This is a genomic window from Devosia sp. Root685 (genome assembly GCF_001427875.1).
Taxonomy (GTDB): Bacteria; Pseudomonadota; Alphaproteobacteria; order Rhizobiales; family Devosiaceae; genus Devosia.
On record NZ_LMHK01000001.1, the window covers coordinates 1,586,644 to 1,605,786 of the forward strand.

Consider the following 19,143-nt stretch of genomic DNA (forward strand, 5'->3'; position numbering starts at 1 on the left):
ATTGCGGCGAAAAACCATCAAAACCCGCGTGTTCGCTGTGGACGCATTGCCACAGTGGCGGCTCGCCGCAGGGGATTGAGCCGATGAGCGAGCCGCAACTGGATTTTGCCGTTTTCGGATCGAGCGCCCTGGCCGGGCTCGTCGCCGGCCTACTCGCCAGCCGTCACAAGCGTCACGTTGTCATGGTGGGCGACGCACAGGCGCGCTATCGGCTGCCGCGTACGCTCGACATTTCGGTCGCCCCGATCACCAGACCCGAAACCTGGGCACTGCTGAAAGCTTCCCTGCCCGACACGTCCAAGCTGATCACCAAAATCGGCGGACGCCAAGCGCTGCGCCGCATCGATCCTATCTTCTTTGCCGATGGGCTTGCGGCACGCGAAGCCCTTGGCCATTTCTCCCACATGGCCCGCGCCCATGGCATGATCCTCGAAACCGTGCCGCCGGCCAAGATCGGCACCGACCGTGCCGCCCTGCGCATCAACGACGCGGTGACCATCCATCGGCCGAGCTTCGAGCCGGCGCTCGAAACCTGGCTCGCCGAGCTTGGGATTCGCCGCTTTGCGCCGGAGACGGCCACGATGGCGCCCGGCGGCGCCACGCTGATCAAGACGGACGACGAGGCGCTCGTGGCCCGTCGCGCCATATTGGTCGATGATTCAGCCATTTTCCGTTGCCTGCCCGGTTGGCAATGGCCAGCCCAGCTTTTGCGTCGCCAGCACGCCACCATCCTCACCGCATCGAGCCGTCACCTCGCCGGCCCGATCATGACCCAGCTCGATAGTGGCATCACTCTCGTGCAACATGAGGAAGGCGGCATGGCCGCCATGGGCCCGGGCAATCTGAGCGCCTTTTCCGGCGAGCTGGGGATTCTGCTCGCCGACGCCGGACAATTGCAGCAGGTCGGCCAGGTCGGCTACGAGACGCTGATCACGAACGATGGCGCACCGCTTCTCGGCCCCGTCGCTGCCGATGGACCGCTCATCCTCACCGGCCTCGGCTCGATCGGGGCCTTTCTGGCGCCCGTTCTGGCGCGCTGGCTCGCGGGAGAGGCCAGCCAAGACGAGGCCGAATGGTGCGAGGCGAGACGCGCCGACAAGCGCGGCCTTGGCCGTGCCGTCGCCGAGTTCAATTTCCGGATGGACGAGCAGGCGGCATGAGGCCACAGACCAATCGCCTGCCCCCAACGACCGGCAAGGGCCTTGCCGGCGCGCATATCGACCGGACCCGCCCCATCAGGTTCACGATCAATGGCAGGGTTACGCCCGGTTTTCAGGGTGACACGGTCCTCAGCGCCTTGCTTGCCGCGGGCGTCGATACGATCGGCACCCATGCCGGCCAGCCGCTCGGCCTCCGCCCCAGCGCTGCTCCCGCCATCGCCTATGCCGCCAAAGCCAGCGCGCCCGAGCACGCCCTCCCCATGGAGCGCACACCCGCCCGCGACGGCGCCGAATATCGCATCATCGCTGAAGGCCCTACCCCCGGCCTTCTCGCGCGCCTTTTCCAGCCCGGACGAACGCTGGGGCTCACGCTCGACGCGGGCAACAGTCTCGTTCGCCCCTGGCGGTCCCTTCGCGGCCAGCTGGCCGAAGCGACCGATCTCATCGTCGTCGGTGGTGGCGTCGCCGGCATGGCCGCGGCCCTGGCCGGCGCTCGTGCAGGTCTCAAAGTCACGCTGATCGAAGCGAGCCCGCATCTCGGCGGCCATTCCGGCCTTTTTGGCACGCAGGACGGCGAAAGCACCCCCGAGGAGAATGTCGCGGCGCTGACGGTCGAGATTGCCGCTACCCAGACGATCACGGTTCTCACCCATGCCGAGGTTTTTGCCATCGGCGAAGGCATGGTGCGCGCGCACCAGCTCGATGTCAGCGGCGAACGCGTTGAAAGCCAGGTCACCGATCTGCCCGCGCGCCATATCGTCCTCGCCACCGGCGCGTTCGAACGCCTTCCCGTGCTGCCCGGCAATCGCCTGCCCGGCATTGTCGGCGCGCAGGACGCATTCGAACTCTCCTATCGCTACGGCATCTGGCCCGGCCATTCCTGGCTTCTTGCCACGTCGGGCAATCCGGCCTACCGCCTCGCCACCCTGCTCGCGGAAAGTGGGATAGCCCTTGATCGCATCCTCGACGGGCGCGACCAAGCCAGCTCGCGCTATATCGAATTCTGCAAAGCCTATGGCATCAGGCAGTTTCCCGGCACGATTCCGCTCGCCATCACGCCCGGCACCGGTGGACGGCTATCGGTCGAACTGCCGCATGGCGAACCCGTCTCCGTCGATCGGCTGGTGCTCTGCGGCGGTTGGCAACCCGACCTGACGCTTTGGCACCTGGCCGGTGGCGAAAGCCGCTGGAACGCGCGTCGGGAACGTCTCGAACCCATTGGCGAAGTGGGGGGCCTCGTGCTTGCCGGGTCCGCCGCGGGGCATTTTACCCGTCGCGGCTGCGTCACCAGCGGCATCCACGCCGTCGATCGCCTGCTCGGCCGCCCCGGTCAGGGGGTCGATGATCCCGTCATCGACGCCATTTACGAAACCCCAGACCGGCAGATGCACGTTGCCGACAGCGGGGACGCAACAACGCTCACCTATCTCGACACCGACAATACTTTAATGCTCCGCCCGGCCCCGCCACCGCGCCGCCGCTGGACGCATATTTTCCGTGGCGCCCAAACCGGCCCCGTTCGTGTGCTCTCGGAGGCGCCACAACCACTTTCCATCGGCGCCATTTGCGCGGGCGTCGGCATTGGTCTCATCCCGCCTGGATCGGCCGGCGTCGTCGCCCAGGAGCGTGTCGCCCTCGTCCCCCTGGCGCGTGCCGAGCCGCCTCATCCACCCCTCGCCCGGGATGTCGCCACGGTTCCGGCCTATCTCGCCGACCGCTTTGGCACAGATGCCGTCGTGGCGACGCTGCGCCATGATCCGTCGCGTCAACTGGACAGCGGCGCACTGATTTTTGAAGGGGAAGACATGCTCGATCCGCGTCGCGCTGTCGGCGTCGTGCTGCGCACCCGCGAGGGCAAGACCGAGGCGCTGGTCGCCGCCTCGGTTCGCAATGTCGTGGTGCGAGATCTCGGCCAGGCAATCCCGGCCGACGTCGAAACCTAGTTCCGCCGCTCCGCTGCCTGCCGCGCACGCTTCAGCGTTTCGGCATATTCGGGCGAGAAGCGCACCTGTGCCATCTGTATCACGGCGTCGAGGCGGGCGATGGTATTGGCATCGTCCGGATTGGCCTTGAACAGATCCATATTACGCTGAATGTGAATTTCGAGCGCCTGACCCGACTGGTGCCAGGCCTGCTCATAGACCGTATTCAGCGCCAGGGAATCGCGGCAATCGCGCACGGTCGCGAGCAGATAAATGCCCCCAACGGCAGCCAGCAGCTTGTCGGTATCGAGACGATCCGCGTTTTCGCGCCGGCGCATGGCCTGGTTGAGATCGGTCACGACCTCCTTGAGCCGCGGCTCAATGCGATCGGAAACGTGCTTGGTGATGGAGGACAATACCGCCGTCGCCTGGCTCCCGCGCGAGAATTCGAGATAGCCGGTCAAGGCACGAACGAGCTTGTGGAAGCGTTCGAGCGCCCGGCAGATCAGGTCGACATCGGCAAAAGGCCCAATGGCCTGAAAGAACCGCAACTGGTTCTGCGCATGGGAAACGCAAGCATCGATCAGCGGCCCAAGGCCTGCGCGGCGCACCGACACTTCCGTCGCGGCGCCGGATACCTTGATCGCCGCCAGAATGAGCTTGGTCGGTTGTCCCACCTGCCCCATGGCTGCCTGAAACACCAGAGCGGCCAGTGCCGGATCCTGCAGTGGCATGGCCTGCATGGCCGTGCCGAGAGCGGTTTCGTCGGAAATCGTATTGGTCGCCTTGCCGAAAGCCTGAGCCTTGCCCAGAAGCGCCCGGTTGCGCAGCGCCAGCATGACCGTCGCCAGATGCTGGCGCGCATCCTCGCGGCCCAGCTGCGCAGAAAGTCGCCCCGCGCCTTCCGCATCCGCCTGGCTCTGGGCGAGGCCCGCTTTCATGCGGCCCAGAATTTCGGGCATTGCGGCTTCCACGTCGGCCGCCATCAGCGTGCCGTTGCTCAGCTTTTCGGGCGCAAAAATATCACTGCAAAGGTCGCGCGTCACCCAGACCCAGATGGCCTGGGCCACATCGGCGTTCACGGCTCCGGGAAAATTCTCGATAACCGGTTCGTGCACGAGAACGGCATCGATCAGGCCGCAGAACGGCCCCGAAGCTCTGGTCGCCGGCTTTGTTGGGGCCGACGCACTCTCGTCAACGCGGTTGGCAAGCTGTGTCATCAATACAATCGGTCAGAAGGATGTCTGCGGCCAGCCTATAGGCCGCAGGTAAACAATCCTTAACTGCCGAACGTGGACTTATCGCTAACCTAGGCCACTATTGGCTGGATGGTGGCCTTAAGCAGCGCCTTGGACGACATTCCAGTTCCCGGTCTGCTCGCGGCAGGCGGTGCCCTTCTTGACGTAGTCCTGGCCGTTGACCTTGACGGTGTGCGTAAAGTCGCGGCAATCGAGATTGTTGACGCGAACGTAGGGCCCCACGGAAACCGAACCGGTGGTGCCCTTGTCGCCGGCCCACTGGCGCGGAGCGCCCGGACGGCCGAACTGCAGGGCATAGAACTGGGCGCTATTGGCTTCGTTCGAATCCTTGGCCGTCATCGCTGCAAGAGCCGCCGGATCAACGAAGCCGCTTGAGATATTGGTCGTCAGACGCGCCTGCTGCACGTTCTGGGCAGAACTTGCCACGAGCGGCTGGGTGATGACGGGAGCGGCAACAATCGGGGCCTGAGCCACCTGGCTCGTGCCGGCAGTGGAGCAACCGGCGAGAACCAGAGCAAGAACTGGCGTGGCAAACAGGGCGAAGCGATTCATCGATATGGACCTTTTCAGCGTATGGTCGGTACTTGTTGAGCCAATGCGGCGAAAGTGCGTCAGGCCGCAGGGGATCGAACCAATCCCCCCAGCCGCGCCGTGGGCAGGCGGAGTTCGACCAGAAGCCCGCCAAGCGCAGAACGCTTGAGCTCGAGACTTCCCCCATAGACATCAACCAGTTCCTTGACGATATCCAGCCCAAGTCCGGATCCGGGCGTTTTCTCGTCGAGCCTGACACCGCGGCGCAACACTTTGCGCGCGTCGTCCTCGGAAAGTCCGGGCCCGTTATCGTCGATCCGAATCAATAATTGCGTGCCCTTGGCATTGCGCTCGCTCGAAAGCCGCACCCCCACCTGACCCTTGGACCACTTGCAGGCATTGTCGAGGAGGTTCCCCGCCATTTCCTCAAGATCGGCCTCGTCACCACGGAACCAGGCGAGCGATGCGTCAGGCCGTTGAAAAGCGATCGTCACATCGGGATGGATTTTCCGCATCACGCGCGTCAGGCGCAGCATGATCATGGTCGAGTCGGCCTTCTTGCCGACGATCGAGGTGCGCGCGGCGAGGCGCGCCCGTTCGAGATAGGTCGAGACCATATTGCTCATCTTCTCGGTCTCGGCCTGCACCACGTCGGCCAGCGCGCCCTTCTTGGCGGCAGCTTCATTGCGGAGAACCGCAAGCGGCGTCTTCAGCCCATGAGCAAGATTCCCCACCTGATTGCGCGCCCGCTCGATGATCTGCGCATTGGAGCGCAGCAATTCGTTGACCTCTTCGGCCAGCGGCGCAATTTCGGTCGGATATTGCCCGGTGATCTCAGTACTTTCGCCTTCGCGCACACTTTCGATGGCGGCGCTCAGCTTGTCGATTGGCCGCAACGCAAAGCGCGCCACGATGACGCTCATGATCGCCAGCATGGCTCCCACCGCGCCAAGCACGATAAAAGTTTGCCCGCGAAAATCTTCTACAAGACCAAGGATTTCGGTGAGATTGCCCGCCACTTCGATGCGATAGTTTTCGCCATCGAGAGTCACGCTGCGTTCAACGACGCGTAGTTGCGTGCCGAATGCATCCGCCACGACCCCCGTCCGCCGCCCCAGTTCATCGAGCGACCCCGAAAGCTGCGGCAAGTCGATGCCGACGACCGATGTCGAGAGATTGACCAGCACGCCGTCGCCATCGCGGATGATCCAGTACCAGCCCGAACGCGGCCGGTCGAAACGCGGATCGGCCAGCGCAATATCGGGATCGCGCGGATCGCCCACTTCGAGCAGGAAACCGGCGAGGCTTTCGACGTGAAAATCGAGCGTCTGCGACAGCGTCGTGTCGAGCGCGCGGGAATAAAGATCGGTAAGCAAAAAGCCGGTGGCCAGCAGCGCCACGACCAGCCAGCCCACCGTCAGCCAGAAAAGCGAGGCAGCGATGGACCCTTTGCGCAGCCAGTTCTTGGGCGCATTGGGTTGCGGCGCCGGGTTCTCGGCCTCGCTGGACAAGGCCACCCCTATTCGATGATCTGGTAGCCGAGGCCACGCACGGTCTGGATGCAGTCTTCCGGCAGCTTCTTGCGCAGCCGTCCGACAAAAACTTCGATCGTATTGCTGTCGCGGTCAAAATCCTGATCGTAGAGATGCTCTGTAAGCTCGGTGCGCGACACCACCTTGCCCTTGTGATGCATGAGATAGCTCAGAAGCCGCAATTCGTGGCTCGTCAACTTGATCGCCTGTCCGTCCACCGTCACACGGCCCGAGCGCGCATCGAGCCGCACCGGGCCGGCGGTAATTTCGTTGCTCGCGTGCCCCGCCGCACGACGCACCAGCGCGCGGAGGCGGGCCAGCACTTCTTCCATGTGGAATGGCTTTGCCACGTAGTCGTCGGCGCCGGCATCGATGCCCTGCACCTTGTCGCTCCAGCGATCACGCGCCGTCAGCAGCAGTACCGGCAGGGTCTTGCCTGCCCGCCGCCATTCTTCGAGCACGGAAAGGCCATCCATGCGCGGCAGGCCGATATCGAGCACCACCGCATCGTAGGGCTCGGTATCGCCGAGGAAATGTCCTTCCTCCCCGTCGAAGGCCACGTCAACGACATAGCCCGCTTCGGTCAGCGCTTCCTTGAGCTGCCTGTTGAGATTGGTATCGTCTTCGACAACTAGAATACGCATGACTGCCCCCGCCGCTCAGCGACTATTGCGCGTTCAATACCAAATTCTGCGCCTGACCGTCGGCCGTCAAGACACCAATGATATAAACCAGTTGCCCGCCCTGGTCGCAAACCTGAACGTTGAGGATTTCAGCTGATGGATCGACCCCGGCCGAAGCCAGTACCGCATCGAGCGACATGATCCGGCCAGAGGTCACCGCCTCCTGAATTTCCTGGCGGCCAAGGCAGGACTGCGCCTGGGTCGCGCCAGTACCCGCAAGGGCAAGCGCGAGAGCCAGCGCAATGGCAGCAGCGGCGGAAGGTTTTGGGGCTTTGGTTTTCATGACGCTAAACTAGCGGGGTCTTACTGAATGGGACATGAATAAGGCAATTCATGTTGGCGTTCACAGTTCCACATATTCTCCCAAGCCCCGCGCACCCCTTATGCAGCGTCGCCTTTCAGCCCCTTGCGCAGAAAGATGATCGCCAGCGCTTCGAGGATGAGGCTGCCCGCGGAGCCACCATCAAGTGCCGGCAGTTCCACCCCCAGTACCTGCGCCAGCCCCGCGACAATCATAAAGGCCGCGACGATATAGGTCCGATAACCCGTCAACATGGTCATAATCGTTCTCCGTTGCACCATTGAAGGAAGTTTCACGTCGGCGAGAGCCGCCGCCCTGATCTCGGCCACCCGGCGCGTCCAGCCCCGGCCAAAGACCGCAAAACTCGTGAGCCGCTGGAGAAAGCTCAGCCGCCGATCACAAAGCGCATTAATCAGCCGTCTCGCATCGGCCGCCTGCACCGCTGCCAGCGTCACCGGCCCGACCTCGCCATCGGCCGCCACACCAAGCGCCGCCTGCAGCATGCGCACCGCCCGGTCCGGCCCTGAATTGACCGCAAAATCGAACAGCGCCAGATCCACTCCCGCCGGCATGGCGCCAGCCTTGGTCGTGTTCCAATAGCTTGCCCGATAGATCAGCGCCGCCTCGTCCCGGGTCAGCGCTTCGACTGCAGCTTTCGGCAGCCCCGTCCAGGGCGTCACCTTGCGCCGGCGCGCCAGCGTCTTGCGGGTGATCCCCATATTGGTGGCCCCGCCGGGATCACTGGGATGATCGACATAGCCGCCCTCGTGCCGCAGCACCGCGGTCAGGCAGCGCTCGAACCGCTCGTCATTCGCCATAAATCCCCTCCGCCACATGGCCCGCCCCCAGCGCCGCGCTCATTTGCGCGACCGAAAATCCGAAACCGGTGGCAAGGCCGCCAAAATCCGCACTCTGTTCGGCAGCGCCATAGCTGGCCGAAGGCGCGGAAACCTCGATGCTCCGCTTGAGCGTCACGCCATCAAAAATGGAAACCCGGTAGCGCTCCGGCACAATCTCGTGAGCCGGCTCAGCCGCGCCCCAGGCATCGTCCTCGGCCCGGCTGCGCCTTATCCAGGAAAAGACGATTTCATCAGCTGTCCCCCTTCGCGCCCGTAGATGCACCGGGGCTAATGGCAAGCCCGGCGCGGTCGTCGTTGACGCGGTGAGCACCTGCCCCACAAGGTCGGCAGTGCCGGCATAGGCGTGGATATCCCGCGCCTCACCCAGCCGCCCCGCCTCGACCGGCACCACGCCCACCTTGCTATCGAGCACGATCACCCGGCGCCCCGGCGACACCGTACCCATGGCCCAATCGCTCCCCTCAAGCCCACGCAGCAATCGCGTCAGCCGATAGAGCCCCGGTTCGACCAGTTCCGCCTCCGCAAACCCAACCACCTCCCAGGCCCCGGCATCGGTTTCCACCGCCAGCCGATTGCTGCCCGCCAGCACCGCCGCGTCCGCCCCATCGGCGATATGTCCGCCATAGAGCCGGACGCTCAGGTCCGAGCCACGATCCCAGACCGCCACCGGCCCCAGTCCGATCCCTTCAACCACTTCGCCCAGGGCCGCCGCACGCGTCAGATCAAGCAATGCCGCACCCGTCGCCGTATCGACCAGCCGCACCGCCCCCGGCCACGGTTTTGCATAAGCGCCGAAAACCAGGCGGCTCCGCGAAGGATCGCTCGACAGGGGTGGTAAGTGTGCGGCAAAAACCACCGGCGCCACCGCCACCCCCAGCACCGGCGCCGTCGCCGGCGCACGATCGACCCCAGTCGCCGATGCAGTCCCCGCCGATACTGTCCGCGCCGTTATTTGACGCACCGCGCCATCGCGAATTTCGGTGATTTCGTAGGGTCCCTCGCCGTCCACGACGACGCGGTCGCCCGGCTCTAGCGCGACCAGATTAGGCGGCAGAGAAAACTCCACCGTATCCACTGATGCCGCGCGATCATCCAGCAGCCGCTCCGCCGCCAGGCACGCCGACGCGCCATCGAGCACCATATTGACGCTCTCGCTGATCAACTGCCCCGCCCCCGGACGCACCGCCGTGGCCGAAGCCGCGAGATAATCCCGGCCCTTGTCGAAATGGCTCAGCGCCAGCCGCCCCGGCCGTTCCACCGCCGCGGCCCGGCGCTGCGACAATACCGCGCCCTCGCCCTGCGCCAGTTCTTCCCGCTCAAAACCGACGACCGTGCCGCCTCGCGCCGAAACCGCCGTCAGCACGCCGCCGCGCGCCACCAGCCGCTGCCCGGTAATTTCGAGCAATGGCTCCAGCGCATCGCGCGCCGTACCCGGCCCCGAAAGAATGACGCCGGCCACGATTGGGTCAGACGCCCCGGCATGCACCACGGCCCCATGTTCAGCCGCCATGGCCGATGCCATTTCGTCATTACTCATGGCCCCGAGCCGCCCGGTCAGCCAGTGGCCCGTGGCGTGGTTGACGCCATCGGACCAGACATCGGTCCGCGCCGGAAACGCCGGAAACGGCCGCGCATCCCAGGTCCAGCAATAGATCCGCTCGGGATCGACCATGCCCGCCGGGTTCTTCGCCGGGCTCCCCCAATGCCGATAATGCGCACGCAAAAACTGCCGCTGGATCAGCGGGTCCGAAAAGCCGTTGGAAAAATACGGCCGCCCGCCCTCCGAACTCTTGGCATCGCCGAAAATATTGGGCTGGTTCGCCCCCTTATCGACCGCGGCGCACCCAAGCTCTGTCAGCCAGATCGGCTTCGCCCCCGGCACCCATGCCGTGGGCGCCCCCGCCCTGACACCGCCCGGCCGGTCATGGTGATACTGGCCCCAGAAGGCCGCAATATCCTTAAATCGCCAGATCCAGTGCTCGCCATGCGCCCCGTCGGCAATCGGCGTCCGCACCTGCGCCGCCCGATCGGCATCGCTCGCATAGTACCAGTCAAACCCCTCGCCCCCGGAAATATTGCTGCCGAGATAGCCGAGGTCATGGGTACTTCCCGCTGCCGCATCCAGATGCCCCTCGCCATCCCGCCAATCGGCCGCCGGCATATAGCAGTCGATCCCCACCGCATCGATATGGGGCGAGGCCCAAAGCGGATCGAGATGGAAGAACTTTTCGCCCCCACCCGGCTGATAGCCCGAATATTCGCTCCAATCCGCCGCATAGCTCAGTTTGGTGCCGGTCCCGACGATCGTCCGCACATCCGCCGCCAGCGTCATCAGTGCCGAAACGAAGGGAAACGAATTCCCCGCCCCGCGCACCGTCGTCATCCCCCGCATTTCCGAGCCAATGAGCAGCGTCTCGACACCAGTCGCCACGGCCATTTGCGCATAGTGAAGGATCATCGCCCGATAGCCCGGCATGAATGCCGCCACCTGGCTTGCCGCCGTCGCCGTGCCATCCACCGATCCCGCAACCCCAGCGGCCGGATAACAGGTAATGCGCCCGCGCCAGGGGTAACTCGCCTGCTGGCTACCGCCATAAGGATCGGCCAGACCGTTTCCCACAGGCACATCCATCATGATCAGCGGGTAAAGCGTCACCGAAAGCCCGCGCGCCCGCAGGTCCGCGATCGCTGCCCGCACGGCCCCATCCGAAGGCGTGCCACCATAGGCCGGTCCACCACCATGGCTCGACACCACCGGCACGGCCCCGCGCGAAAATCCCGCTACGTTCCAGGAAACGCCCTCGACATCCCGGCTCGCCGCCTCGACCCGCGGTCCGATCTGGCAAGACCCGCAGCGCAAATCGCTGCCGAACCAGCTCACCACCAGCGAGACGTGTTTGAGGTTCGGGCACAGCTCCTGCAGCTCGTCGATGGACACGGTCCAGTCGCTGACGCCGGGTTGCACATGCGCATTCTCCGCCGCGCCGGTCCCCATGCCCAGCATGCGCAGCCGCGGCACCGGATCGTATCCAAACTCGGTCGCGCCGGGGATCACCGTCACCGCGCGAATGGAGGTTTCGAGGTCTCCGACCGGCCGGCAAAGCTCCGCCGAAATCTGCGGAATGCGATTGCCAAACCGCGAAATCGGCAGGTTTTCAAACACCATATAGCAAAGCCCGCGATAGGCGGGCGCATTGCCCGCCCCCTGCGTCGCCTCGATCAAACCATCCGGCATCTGCCCATTGCTGCCGGAATAGAAGCGATAATTGATCCCGCGCAGATCGAGCAATTGCCCATCGGCCCAGACCCGCCCCAGCCGCATCACCCGCCCTTCGCAAAATCCGATGGCAAAGCTCGCGCCGATCTCGTCTTCCTTTTCCTGCTGCTGTTGCTGTCCCCAGCCCTTGGCGCCCGCCGTCTCGCCGCCGAGCACTTCCAGCTCGCGCGCCCAGATGATGTTGCCCGAAAGCCGCCCCCAGCCATAAAGCCGCGGAATGGCCGCCCCCTCGACCGACCCGCCGATCCTGACATCAAAGGTCGCCTGCTCGCGCTGCCTCGGCGTCTCGCCAAAAAGCCAGCTATCCACGGCACTCCCCGCCAGCGCCCCCAGCGCCCGCCCCACGGTCGCGCCAATCGGCCCACCCACCAGCCCCCCAGCGAACTGCCCCGCCAGGGATAAAGCCAAAGTCGCCATGTTTTTGGTCCTTTATTCGTGAGCCTCGACTCTTCCCTCGCCCCTTGCGGGACTTCGAGCCGGCCGCAGGCAAATTCGCTCCGGTGGAGCGAATTTAGGTGAGAAGGCCATGAGAGCTACGCTCGAATGGCGGGCCACGCGCACGGCACCTACGGAAACCAGAACCGCCCGCTCACCCGCTTCGCCCAGCCGTCCGTAAGATACGCCTCAACCACGCCCAGCTTTTCCTGCGCATGAATAAACCGCTCGCCCGACACCATGATCCCGCAATGCTTCGGCTCCTCGAGCCCCGCCAGCCGAAACAGCACCACCTGCCCCGCCTCGACCGGCCCCTCGGCCGGCAGCAAAAACCGCTCCGAGGCCGCGCGCAGCGCCTCGGCATTCTGGGGATCACGCACACTCGCCCGATAAGGCGGCGCCACCATGGGCTCGTCGCCATAAAGCGTCCGCCACACCCCACGCAGCAGCCCCAGGCAGTCGCACCCCGCCCCCAGCGTCGAAGCCCGATGCCGATAGGGCGTCCCAAGCCATTCCTGCGCCGTCGCAACCACCAGCTCGGGGTTCATGGCACCACCGCCCGTCCATCGAGCGCATCGCCCTCGCGCGGATAGCGCAGCACGAAATCGCTGCCCGGCACATGCGGAAAACCGCGAAAATTGACCCCATTGCCGAACTTGGCCTTGCAGGTCGAAAAGCGCCGGTCGCACCCCGCCGTCACGGCAAACACATCCCCCGCAACGACCCAATCGCCCACCCGCTGCCCAAAACCCAGCAGGTCGCCCCCCGCACCCTTGCGATGCATCAACACTGCGTCCTGCAAACCCACCCGCTTGCCGCCCGACCACTGCGCGACACCAAAGGCAAACCAGTCCTCGGCAAAACCCGAAAGCCCACTGACGAGGATCCGAAACGGATCGACCACCGACAAAACCGTCGCCGTCCCCGACCGCCCCGGCGCCGCCAGGTTCACGCCACAGCGCGTGTCCCCCACCACGGCATCGCAAAGCCCCTGATAGAGCCGCCCGCGCACCGTGTTCAGCGCCGCCTGCGCCGAGCGCAATTCGGCCCGAAACGTGCCATCTTCGCGCACGATCTCGCCGATCGTATCCACCCGCAGCAACAGGTTCTGGCTCGGCTCCGCCCAGTTCACCAGCCAGGTTTCCACCCGCGCGCCATCATAGCGTCCAAGCGCAATATCCTCATCGTCGATAGCGTCATGGTGCAAAATCCCGAGCACTTCCCCGGTCTCGACCTGCGCCCCCAGCCGCGCCGGCACCTCGCCCCCCACGAGCCCATGCATGGGCTTGCACGTGGTACCCGAAACCACCAGCTCACCATCATGGTCGGTAAATCCCAGCACTAGGCCATCGCTGCGCAGCACCCGCCAGCAATGCGCCAGCGTCGTCGCGCTCCCGGCCAGATGCGCCGCCAAGTCCGTCCCAACCGCCTTCATGGCAAAATCTCCACCAGCGGAATATTCGGCGCCTCGGCCCCATCGAAACTCGACCATTCGATATCGAGCCGATCCGTATCGAACCGCACCGGCACATCGAACAGAAAGCCCGCACTCACCGCCGCGCCCGAATTAGGCGCCACGGCAAAACTGACGATCCCCGTCGCCTCGTCCACCGCCCAACCCGTGGTCCGCTCGACCCCCGCCACCGCCACGCGCACCGATCCCGCCACCGGCTTCCGGATCGGCCTCAGATACGGATCAAAAGTCGCGCCATAGCGCTTCAACAACTGAAACCCGGTCCTCACCCCATCGCCCGTCCCGATCGCTTGGTCGCCCGGCAGCGGCACCGCACCGCCCGAAGAATGATCGATCCCATCGCGCCACAAAAACCCATGCAGCCGCCCGCGCCTTTCCTCGAAAAAAGCCAGCACCGCCTGCATATCGGCCCGCGATTTCACCCCATACCCGGCATTGTACCGTCGCCGCGAATGCGCCCACCGCCCATTGCGCTGCTCGCCCCCGCCCGCCAGCGTAACGACATCGGTCTTCCGCTCCGGCCCACCCCGCGCCCCCAGCGCGATATCGAGCGGAAACCGCACATGATGAAATGCCATTTTTTTGGTCTCTCTCGCTCAGTTCTTCCCTCGCCCCTTGAGGGAGAGGGACAGACCAACTTTGCGTTCAGCAAATTGGTCAGGGTGAGGGGTATCCGTCCTCCGCAGAGGAGTTGGATTAGGGCTCAACTCCCCCGCGTACCCCTGCGCACTGCCCTGAGCAGCATCGCGCTCATCTCCGCCTCGCTCGCCGCAAAGCTGCGCGCATCCGTCGCCGTCACATTAAAAGTCACATTGACCCCGCCGCCACCGCCCGCAACGCCCAGCCGCCCATCGGCCCCACGCGCCAGCGGCATGATCGCCTCCGGCCCAGCCTCCCCAGCCAGCCCGAGTGCACCGCCCAGCGGAAAATAGGTCGGCGTCGCAATCACCCCGCCTTTGGCGTGCGGAATGATCGCGGGATTGAGGCCGGCAAAAAGCCCCTCCAGCGCATTGCCAGCCAGCGTTTCCAGCGGCTTGAACGCCGCCTTCAGCGCCATATCCGCAAACGCCCGCCCCACACCGACAATCACCGACTCCAGCGACTTTCCATCGGTCAGAGCGCTGCGAAAACCCGCCGAGATCGACCGCGCCACGCCATCCGCCAGCGAATGGATGCGCTTGATCTCGACCGACACATCGCTCAGCTCATTCTTGAAATCGTCGTCAAAGAGATCACCGGCCATCGGGAAACCTCTCCATCAAGCTTTCGAGCCCCGGCCGGTCCAGCGGCCCCGCCCGATCCCCCAGCACCGCGCCCCAGGCCGCAGCCAGTTCGCGCGGACTCATCTTCCAGAAAGCCTCGGGCGGCAGCCGCAGCACGCCGAGCCCGAATTGCATGGCATCTTTCCAGGGAAACGGTTTCATGCCGCCTCCCCGAACGTCGCCTGCAACAGCCGCACGGCAATATCGGCCGCCCCGCGCAATCCGCCCTCGACGCTCATCTGCGCCAGCTCATCGTCGGAAATGGCATTGCCACCCCCGCGCAACCCGGCCCCGATAATCGCCGTCAGATCCCGCGCCGACACCTTGCCCCCGGCAAAGCGCTCGGCCAAACCCGCCAGATCCCCCGCGCCCAATCGCGCCTCCAGCTCCGCCAGCGCCCCGAGCGTCAGGCAAAGCACAAGCGTCTCGCCCCCGATCTCGGCAGCGATTTCCCCACGATGAATGTTCGGCATTTTTTTGCTCCTGGTATCTCGGAGACCTCATGGTGAGCCTGTCGAACCACGAGGTCAGAGCACTTTGCCTCCCGGTGCGCCGGACCACCCCTCGCCCCTTGCGGGAGACGGTGGATCGCGCGCAGCGCGAGACGGGTGAGGGGTATGTTTAGGTCGCCGTAAAGCTGACTTCCCCCGCACTTTCCAGCGCAAGGTCAAACGTCACTTCCCCGGCGTGATCGGCCGAAAATTCCAGCGCCACGATCTGGAACGCTCCTTCCACCGTGCCGAAATGCGGCAGGATCAGCTGCCAGTTGCGGATCGTGCCGGCAAAGAAAAGGCTCCGGATGAGCCCATCCGAAGCCTGATCCTTGAACACCCCCGAGCCCGAAACCGAAGCCCGCTTCACCCCGCCGCCCGCCAGCAATTCCCGCCAGCGCCCGGCGCTTTCCTGGTCGGTCGTATCGACGCTCGCCGCATTGAACGCCAGGCTGCGCGTCCGCAGCCCCGCCACCGTCAGAAAACTCCCCGACCCCGTCTGGTCGAGTTTCAAAAGCATATCCTTGCCACTCTGGGCTGCCATTCTTTCAATCCCTTCCCCGGATCAACCACACACACCGACGCGTCCCTCCCCCTACCAGGGGGAGGCTAGGTGGGGGTCCAGCGCCGTTATTCCGTCAGAAACCGCAGCAAAACCGCCGCACGCGCCTGCCCTGTCGCGGCATCGATGATGGTCTCGGTCCGCACATGCTCGGCCAGCGCCACCGCCAACCCCGCGGGCACCAGCCCATTCCGTGCCGCCATCACCCGCTCGGCAATCGCCAACGCCGCCTTGCGGCTCGGCCGATCCGCCCAGCAATGCACAAGCACCCGATGCTCCTGCCCCGGCGCCTCATCGCCATCGGCCTGGCGCACGTCATGCCGGTCGATCACCACATAGGGCGCCGGCCGGTTCTGCGGCGGCGCATCGAACACCCCGCCCGCCCCCACCAATGCCGTGAGCGCCGCATCCGCCTCGAGCGCAGCAACCAGCGCGGCCTGCAAAGCCACAATCGGATGGGTCATCCCGTCACCTGCGTTTCGCTACAGGTGCAGCTCAGATAAGCCCGCCTTCCATTGAGATCGGCCGCGCTCACCACATCGAGATTGCGCCCGCGATAGATCACGCGATCCCCCGGCCCGAGATCGGAGCGAAACCGCAGCACCACCGCATGCGAAATCGCCACCGCCCGCCCATCGGCATTGGTCCCCTGCCGTCCGTTAAGGCTACGGACCCGCGCCCAGGCATTGCCCAGCGGCACATAGAATTTTCCGTGCCCACCCTCCGCCTCGGCCATGCTTTCGCGCCGCCGCAGCTGCACCCGATCGGTCAGCGTACCAATGGGCGGCACCTTCTCGTTCACAACCGCACCCGCTTATGCGCTGACACCAGCCGGTCAAACCCCGAGGGCACAACCGCACCCGAGCCAGCCACGATCACCGCATCGCGATGCTCATGCCAATGCGCCACGAGCCCGAGCAGCGCCTGCCTGATATCGGCCGGCACCTCCTCCGGCTCGGTCCCGAACCCGGCAACATAGTCGATCTCGATCCCCTGCCGCTCCTGCAGCGCCGGCATGCCGACGACCACGCGCGGCACGAGCAGCCGGTCCGGCTCCGAGCCGAACTGATCGAGCGCCAGCTCATGGCTCGCCCCATTGCCGTCCGTCGCCGAAATTTCGGTGATGGCAATCAGCGGCGAAACCGGCAGTTTCACCACGCGATTGTCTGGCCAATCGTCGAGCACCACCCGCCAGCTCTGCGCCAGCAGCGCCTTGCCGGTAATGCCCTCAATATGCAGCCGCGCCGCCCCGATCAGCGTCGTGATCAGCCCGTCTTCCGCACTGTCATCGACCTTGAGGAAAGCCTTGGCCTCGACAAGCGAAACCGGCTCCTCGGCGGGCCCCGCCAGGAGATAGGAAGTCATGTTTTTGGTCCTTGGATTGTTCGGGGCTCTCACACCCCCTCCCAACCTCCCCCATCAAGGGGGAGGTGCCGCATCGAGTATGTGGCCAGGGCGGGCCACACCCACTGTCCCTTCACCTCCCCCTTGATGGGGGAGGAGGGAGGGGGTGAACCGGCCCATCGGCCATCACGACGTGCCGAACTTCAGCAGCTTAATCGCATCAAAATCGGCCACGCCGCCACCCACGCGCTTGGTCGTATAAAACAGCACATAGGGCTTGCTCGAATAGGGATCACGCAACACGTTCACCCCCTGGCGATCCACAATCAGATAGCCCCGGCGGAAATCGCCAAACGCCACCGACAGCGAATTCGCGCCAATATTGGGCATGTCCTCCGCCTCCACCAGCGGAAAGCCCATAAAACTGGCGCGGCCATCCGCCGTCGCCGAAGGCTGCCAGAGATAATTGCCGTCGGAGTCTTTCAGCTTGCGCAGCGCCCCCTGCGTCTTGCGGTTCATCACCCAGTTGGCATTCTGGCGATAGCCGGCCTTGAGCGCATAAACGAGGTCAATCAGCACATCGCTGGGATTGCTCGCCGGCAGCGCGCCCGACGTGCCCGTCGCGATGTAACCAAGGCTCCCCCAGCTCCAGCTACTTTCCGCCACCGTGGTCGAAGCCAGAAAACCCTTGGGCTTGTTGGTGCCGTCGCCGTTGACGAAAGCCGTCGTCTCCTGTGCCGCAAAAGCCGCGTTGACCTCGTCGGCAATCCACTGGCCGACATCGACAGCGGCATCGTCAAGAAAAGCCGTGGTCGCCGCCGGCATGGCATAGAGCTCGGTCGTCGGATAGCTCAGTTCCGCCAGCGTCTGGCTCGATGTCGTCGGACGGCTCGCCGTCTCGCCCACCCAGCCCGTTTGTGGACCCGAAACCGTGATCGGACGCTTATAGACCGCTGCCGAAACCTGGCGCACCCCGGCAATGGCACGGATCGGGGAAATCCCCGTCATCAAACGGGTAATTTCCGTCTCGACTTCCGAAGGCACCACATAGCCGCCATCGGCGCCGACGCCGATCTGCAGCGCCTTTTCCTCGCCGCGCTTCACATAGGCTGAAAACGCCTCCTTATATTCGCCGTTGGGCACAACACTCTTACCCTCGAGCGCCGGGCGGGCACGCTCGGCACTGGCGCGATCGAGCGCCGCCTTCTGCCCGTCGAGCACGGCATTGAGCCGCTCGAGCTTGCCTTCGATGAGGCCATCGGCCGTGCCGCGCTTCTCGATATCCTTCAGGCGCTGGTCATTGGTGCGCTTGAATTCCTCGAACGCGGCGGAAAATTCGTTGAACAGCGCGGCAACGTCAGTCCCCGCGCCGGCCTTGATTTCAAGGCCGTCGTCAATCCGATCCATGTCGGCATCCTTCTATCGGTTGCGTAAAATTCTCGTAGCGGCCGCAATGGCGGCGCCGGCCGAAATGGGAGCAGCAATCCGCGCCGCCTCCATCATCGGAAAGGTTACGATCGAAATTTCATAAAGATCGATCTCGTGCAGCAGCCGGTTCCCCGCCTGCCGACTGGCTTTCACCGTGCGAAAGCCGATGGAAAGCCCGTCGAGTGCCTCGGCCTCGATCAGGCGTTTGAGCGCATCGGCCCGCGGCACGCCGGGCACAAGCCTGCCGCGCGCAAACAGCCCATGGGCGTCCTCGCGCAGTTCCTCCCAAAAGCCCACCGGCTCCTTAGGATCGTGCTGAAACAATAGCCGAATGCGCCCCGCCCGGTTCCTGAGACTTTTGGCAAAGGCCCCAGGCAAAACAATATCGCCGCCGCTATCGAGCCGGTTGAAGACGCTCGCATAACCTGCAAAGCGCCCATCGGCATCGACGGGAATTGGCCCCGCCATCAGCGTTTGCTCCCCGCCCGCCACTGGGGCTTGGCCACCGGCCGGCCTTTGTCGGCCAGCGTGCCTGCCAGGTTCCAGGCAAATTGGCGAAACGTCTCTACCGCCGTTTCCCGGTTTTGCTTGTCCGCCATTTAGTCGTCCCCCTTGCGAAACA

Annotated in this window: 22 protein-coding genes; 2 read left to right on the top strand and 20 right to left on the bottom strand. The window is 64.8% G+C overall.

The features are described 5' to 3' along the window. Positions 1–83 precede the first annotated feature (83 nt). Both ASD83_RS07525 and ASD83_RS07530 read left to right on the top strand, forming a co-directional pair. A complete protein-coding gene (locus tag ASD83_RS07525) occupies positions 84–1,160 on the top strand; it encodes a hypothetical protein (protein WP_056309326.1) in 1,077 nt (358 codons plus the stop codon). Beyond that, positions 1,157–3,103: an FAD-dependent oxidoreductase gene (locus ASD83_RS07530; RefSeq protein WP_056309328.1), complete on the top strand. Its 1,947-nt coding sequence runs from the start codon at positions 1,157–1,159 to the stop codon at positions 3,101–3,103. Before ASD83_RS07525 ends, ASD83_RS07530 begins: the two co-directional genes overlap by 4 nt. Here the strand turns inward: ASD83_RS07530 and ASD83_RS07535 are convergent. The 20 genes from ASD83_RS07535 to ASD83_RS21450 all read right to left on the bottom strand — a co-directional run bounded on the left by ASD83_RS07535 (position 3,100) and on the right by ASD83_RS21450 (position 19,120). Continuing rightward, positions 3,100–4,302: a hypothetical protein gene (locus ASD83_RS07535; protein WP_056309329.1), complete on the bottom strand. Its 1,203-nt coding sequence runs from the start codon at positions 4,300–4,302 to the stop codon at positions 3,100–3,102. The genes ASD83_RS07530 and ASD83_RS07535 overlap by 4 nt on opposite strands. A gap of 117 nt (positions 4,303–4,419) precedes the next feature. After that, positions 4,420–4,893 (bottom strand): hypothetical protein, encoded by a 474-nt coding sequence (locus ASD83_RS07540; protein ID WP_056309331.1) that lies wholly within the window; start codon positions 4,891–4,893, stop codon positions 4,420–4,422. 59 nt (positions 4,894–4,952) lie between these two features. Further along, the gene (locus ASD83_RS07545) at positions 4,953–6,383 is read right to left on the bottom strand and encodes a sensor histidine kinase (protein ID WP_156385812.1); all 1,431 of its coding nucleotides are present in this window, start codon (positions 6,381–6,383) and stop codon (positions 4,953–4,955) included. A gap of 8 nt (positions 6,384–6,391) precedes the next feature. Further along, positions 6,392–7,048 (bottom strand): response regulator transcription factor, encoded by a 657-nt coding sequence (locus ASD83_RS07550; protein WP_056309336.1) that lies wholly within the window; start codon positions 7,046–7,048, stop codon positions 6,392–6,394. 22 nt (positions 7,049–7,070) lie between these two features. Continuing rightward, entirely contained in the window at positions 7,071–7,370 is a 300-nt protein-coding gene (locus tag ASD83_RS07555) for a PepSY domain-containing protein (protein ID WP_056309337.1), read from the bottom strand. Between the two features lie 98 nt (positions 7,371–7,468). Beyond that, positions 7,469–8,206 (bottom strand): glycoside hydrolase family 108 protein, encoded by a 738-nt coding sequence (locus tag ASD83_RS07560; RefSeq protein ID WP_056309339.1) that lies wholly within the window; start codon positions 8,204–8,206, stop codon positions 7,469–7,471. Next, positions 8,196–11,942 (bottom strand): glycoside hydrolase/phage tail family protein, encoded by a 3,747-nt coding sequence (locus tag ASD83_RS07565; protein WP_082561006.1) that lies wholly within the window; start codon positions 11,940–11,942, stop codon positions 8,196–8,198. The genes ASD83_RS07560 and ASD83_RS07565 overlap by 11 nt, the downstream gene beginning before the upstream one ends. Positions 11,943–12,091: 149 nt before the next feature. Further along, entirely contained in the window at positions 12,092–12,508 is a 417-nt protein-coding gene (locus ASD83_RS07570; RefSeq protein WP_056309342.1) for an NlpC/P60 family protein, read from the bottom strand. Continuing rightward, positions 12,505–13,395: a DUF2163 domain-containing protein gene (locus ASD83_RS07575; protein ID WP_056309344.1), complete on the bottom strand. Its 891-nt coding sequence runs from the start codon at positions 13,393–13,395 to the stop codon at positions 12,505–12,507. Before ASD83_RS07575 ends, ASD83_RS07570 begins: the two co-directional genes overlap by 4 nt. After that, a complete protein-coding gene (locus ASD83_RS07580) occupies positions 13,392–14,012 on the bottom strand; it encodes a DUF2460 domain-containing protein (protein WP_056309346.1) in 621 nt (206 codons plus the stop codon). The genes ASD83_RS07575 and ASD83_RS07580 overlap by 4 nt, the downstream gene beginning before the upstream one ends. Before the next feature lie 125 nt (positions 14,013–14,137). Beyond that, a complete protein-coding gene (locus ASD83_RS07585) occupies positions 14,138–14,677 on the bottom strand; it encodes a phage tail tape measure protein (RefSeq protein ID WP_056309348.1) in 540 nt (179 codons plus the stop codon). Next, the gene (locus ASD83_RS07590) at positions 14,667–14,858 is read right to left on the bottom strand and encodes a rcc01693 family protein (RefSeq protein ID WP_056309350.1); all 192 of its coding nucleotides are present in this window, start codon (positions 14,856–14,858) and stop codon (positions 14,667–14,669) included. Before ASD83_RS07590 ends, ASD83_RS07585 begins: the two co-directional genes overlap by 11 nt. After that, the gene (locus ASD83_RS07595) at positions 14,855–15,169 is read right to left on the bottom strand and encodes a gene transfer agent family protein (protein ID WP_056309352.1); all 315 of its coding nucleotides are present in this window, start codon (positions 15,167–15,169) and stop codon (positions 14,855–14,857) included. The genes ASD83_RS07590 and ASD83_RS07595 overlap by 4 nt, the downstream gene beginning before the upstream one ends. Before the next feature lie 148 nt (positions 15,170–15,317). After that, positions 15,318–15,731, bottom strand: a complete 414-nt coding sequence (locus ASD83_RS07600; protein WP_056309354.1) for a phage major tail protein, TP901-1 family — start codon at positions 15,729–15,731, stop codon at positions 15,318–15,320. Positions 15,732–15,817: 86 nt separating this feature from the next. Continuing rightward, positions 15,818–16,213: a DUF3168 domain-containing protein gene (locus ASD83_RS07605; protein WP_056309355.1), complete on the bottom strand. Its 396-nt coding sequence runs from the start codon at positions 16,211–16,213 to the stop codon at positions 15,818–15,820. Further along, a complete protein-coding gene (locus ASD83_RS07610; RefSeq protein ID WP_056309357.1) occupies positions 16,210–16,551 on the bottom strand; it encodes a phage head closure protein in 342 nt (113 codons plus the stop codon). Before ASD83_RS07610 ends, ASD83_RS07605 begins: the two co-directional genes overlap by 4 nt. Further along, positions 16,548–17,114, bottom strand: a complete 567-nt coding sequence (locus ASD83_RS07615; RefSeq protein WP_056309359.1) for a head-tail connector protein — start codon at positions 17,112–17,114, stop codon at positions 16,548–16,550. The genes ASD83_RS07610 and ASD83_RS07615 overlap by 4 nt, the downstream gene beginning before the upstream one ends. Positions 17,115–17,279: 165 nt before the next feature. Next, the gene (locus ASD83_RS07620) at positions 17,280–18,500 is read right to left on the bottom strand and encodes a phage major capsid protein (protein WP_056309362.1); all 1,221 of its coding nucleotides are present in this window, start codon (positions 18,498–18,500) and stop codon (positions 17,280–17,282) included. A gap of 12 nt (positions 18,501–18,512) precedes the next feature. Beyond that, a complete protein-coding gene (locus tag ASD83_RS07625; RefSeq protein WP_056309364.1) occupies positions 18,513–18,989 on the bottom strand; it encodes an HK97 family phage prohead protease in 477 nt (158 codons plus the stop codon). Beyond that, positions 18,989–19,120: a hypothetical protein gene (locus ASD83_RS21450; RefSeq protein WP_274532567.1), complete on the bottom strand. Its 132-nt coding sequence runs from the start codon at positions 19,118–19,120 to the stop codon at positions 18,989–18,991. The genes ASD83_RS07625 and ASD83_RS21450 overlap by 1 nt, the downstream gene beginning before the upstream one ends. Positions 19,121–19,143: the final 23 nt, after the last annotated feature.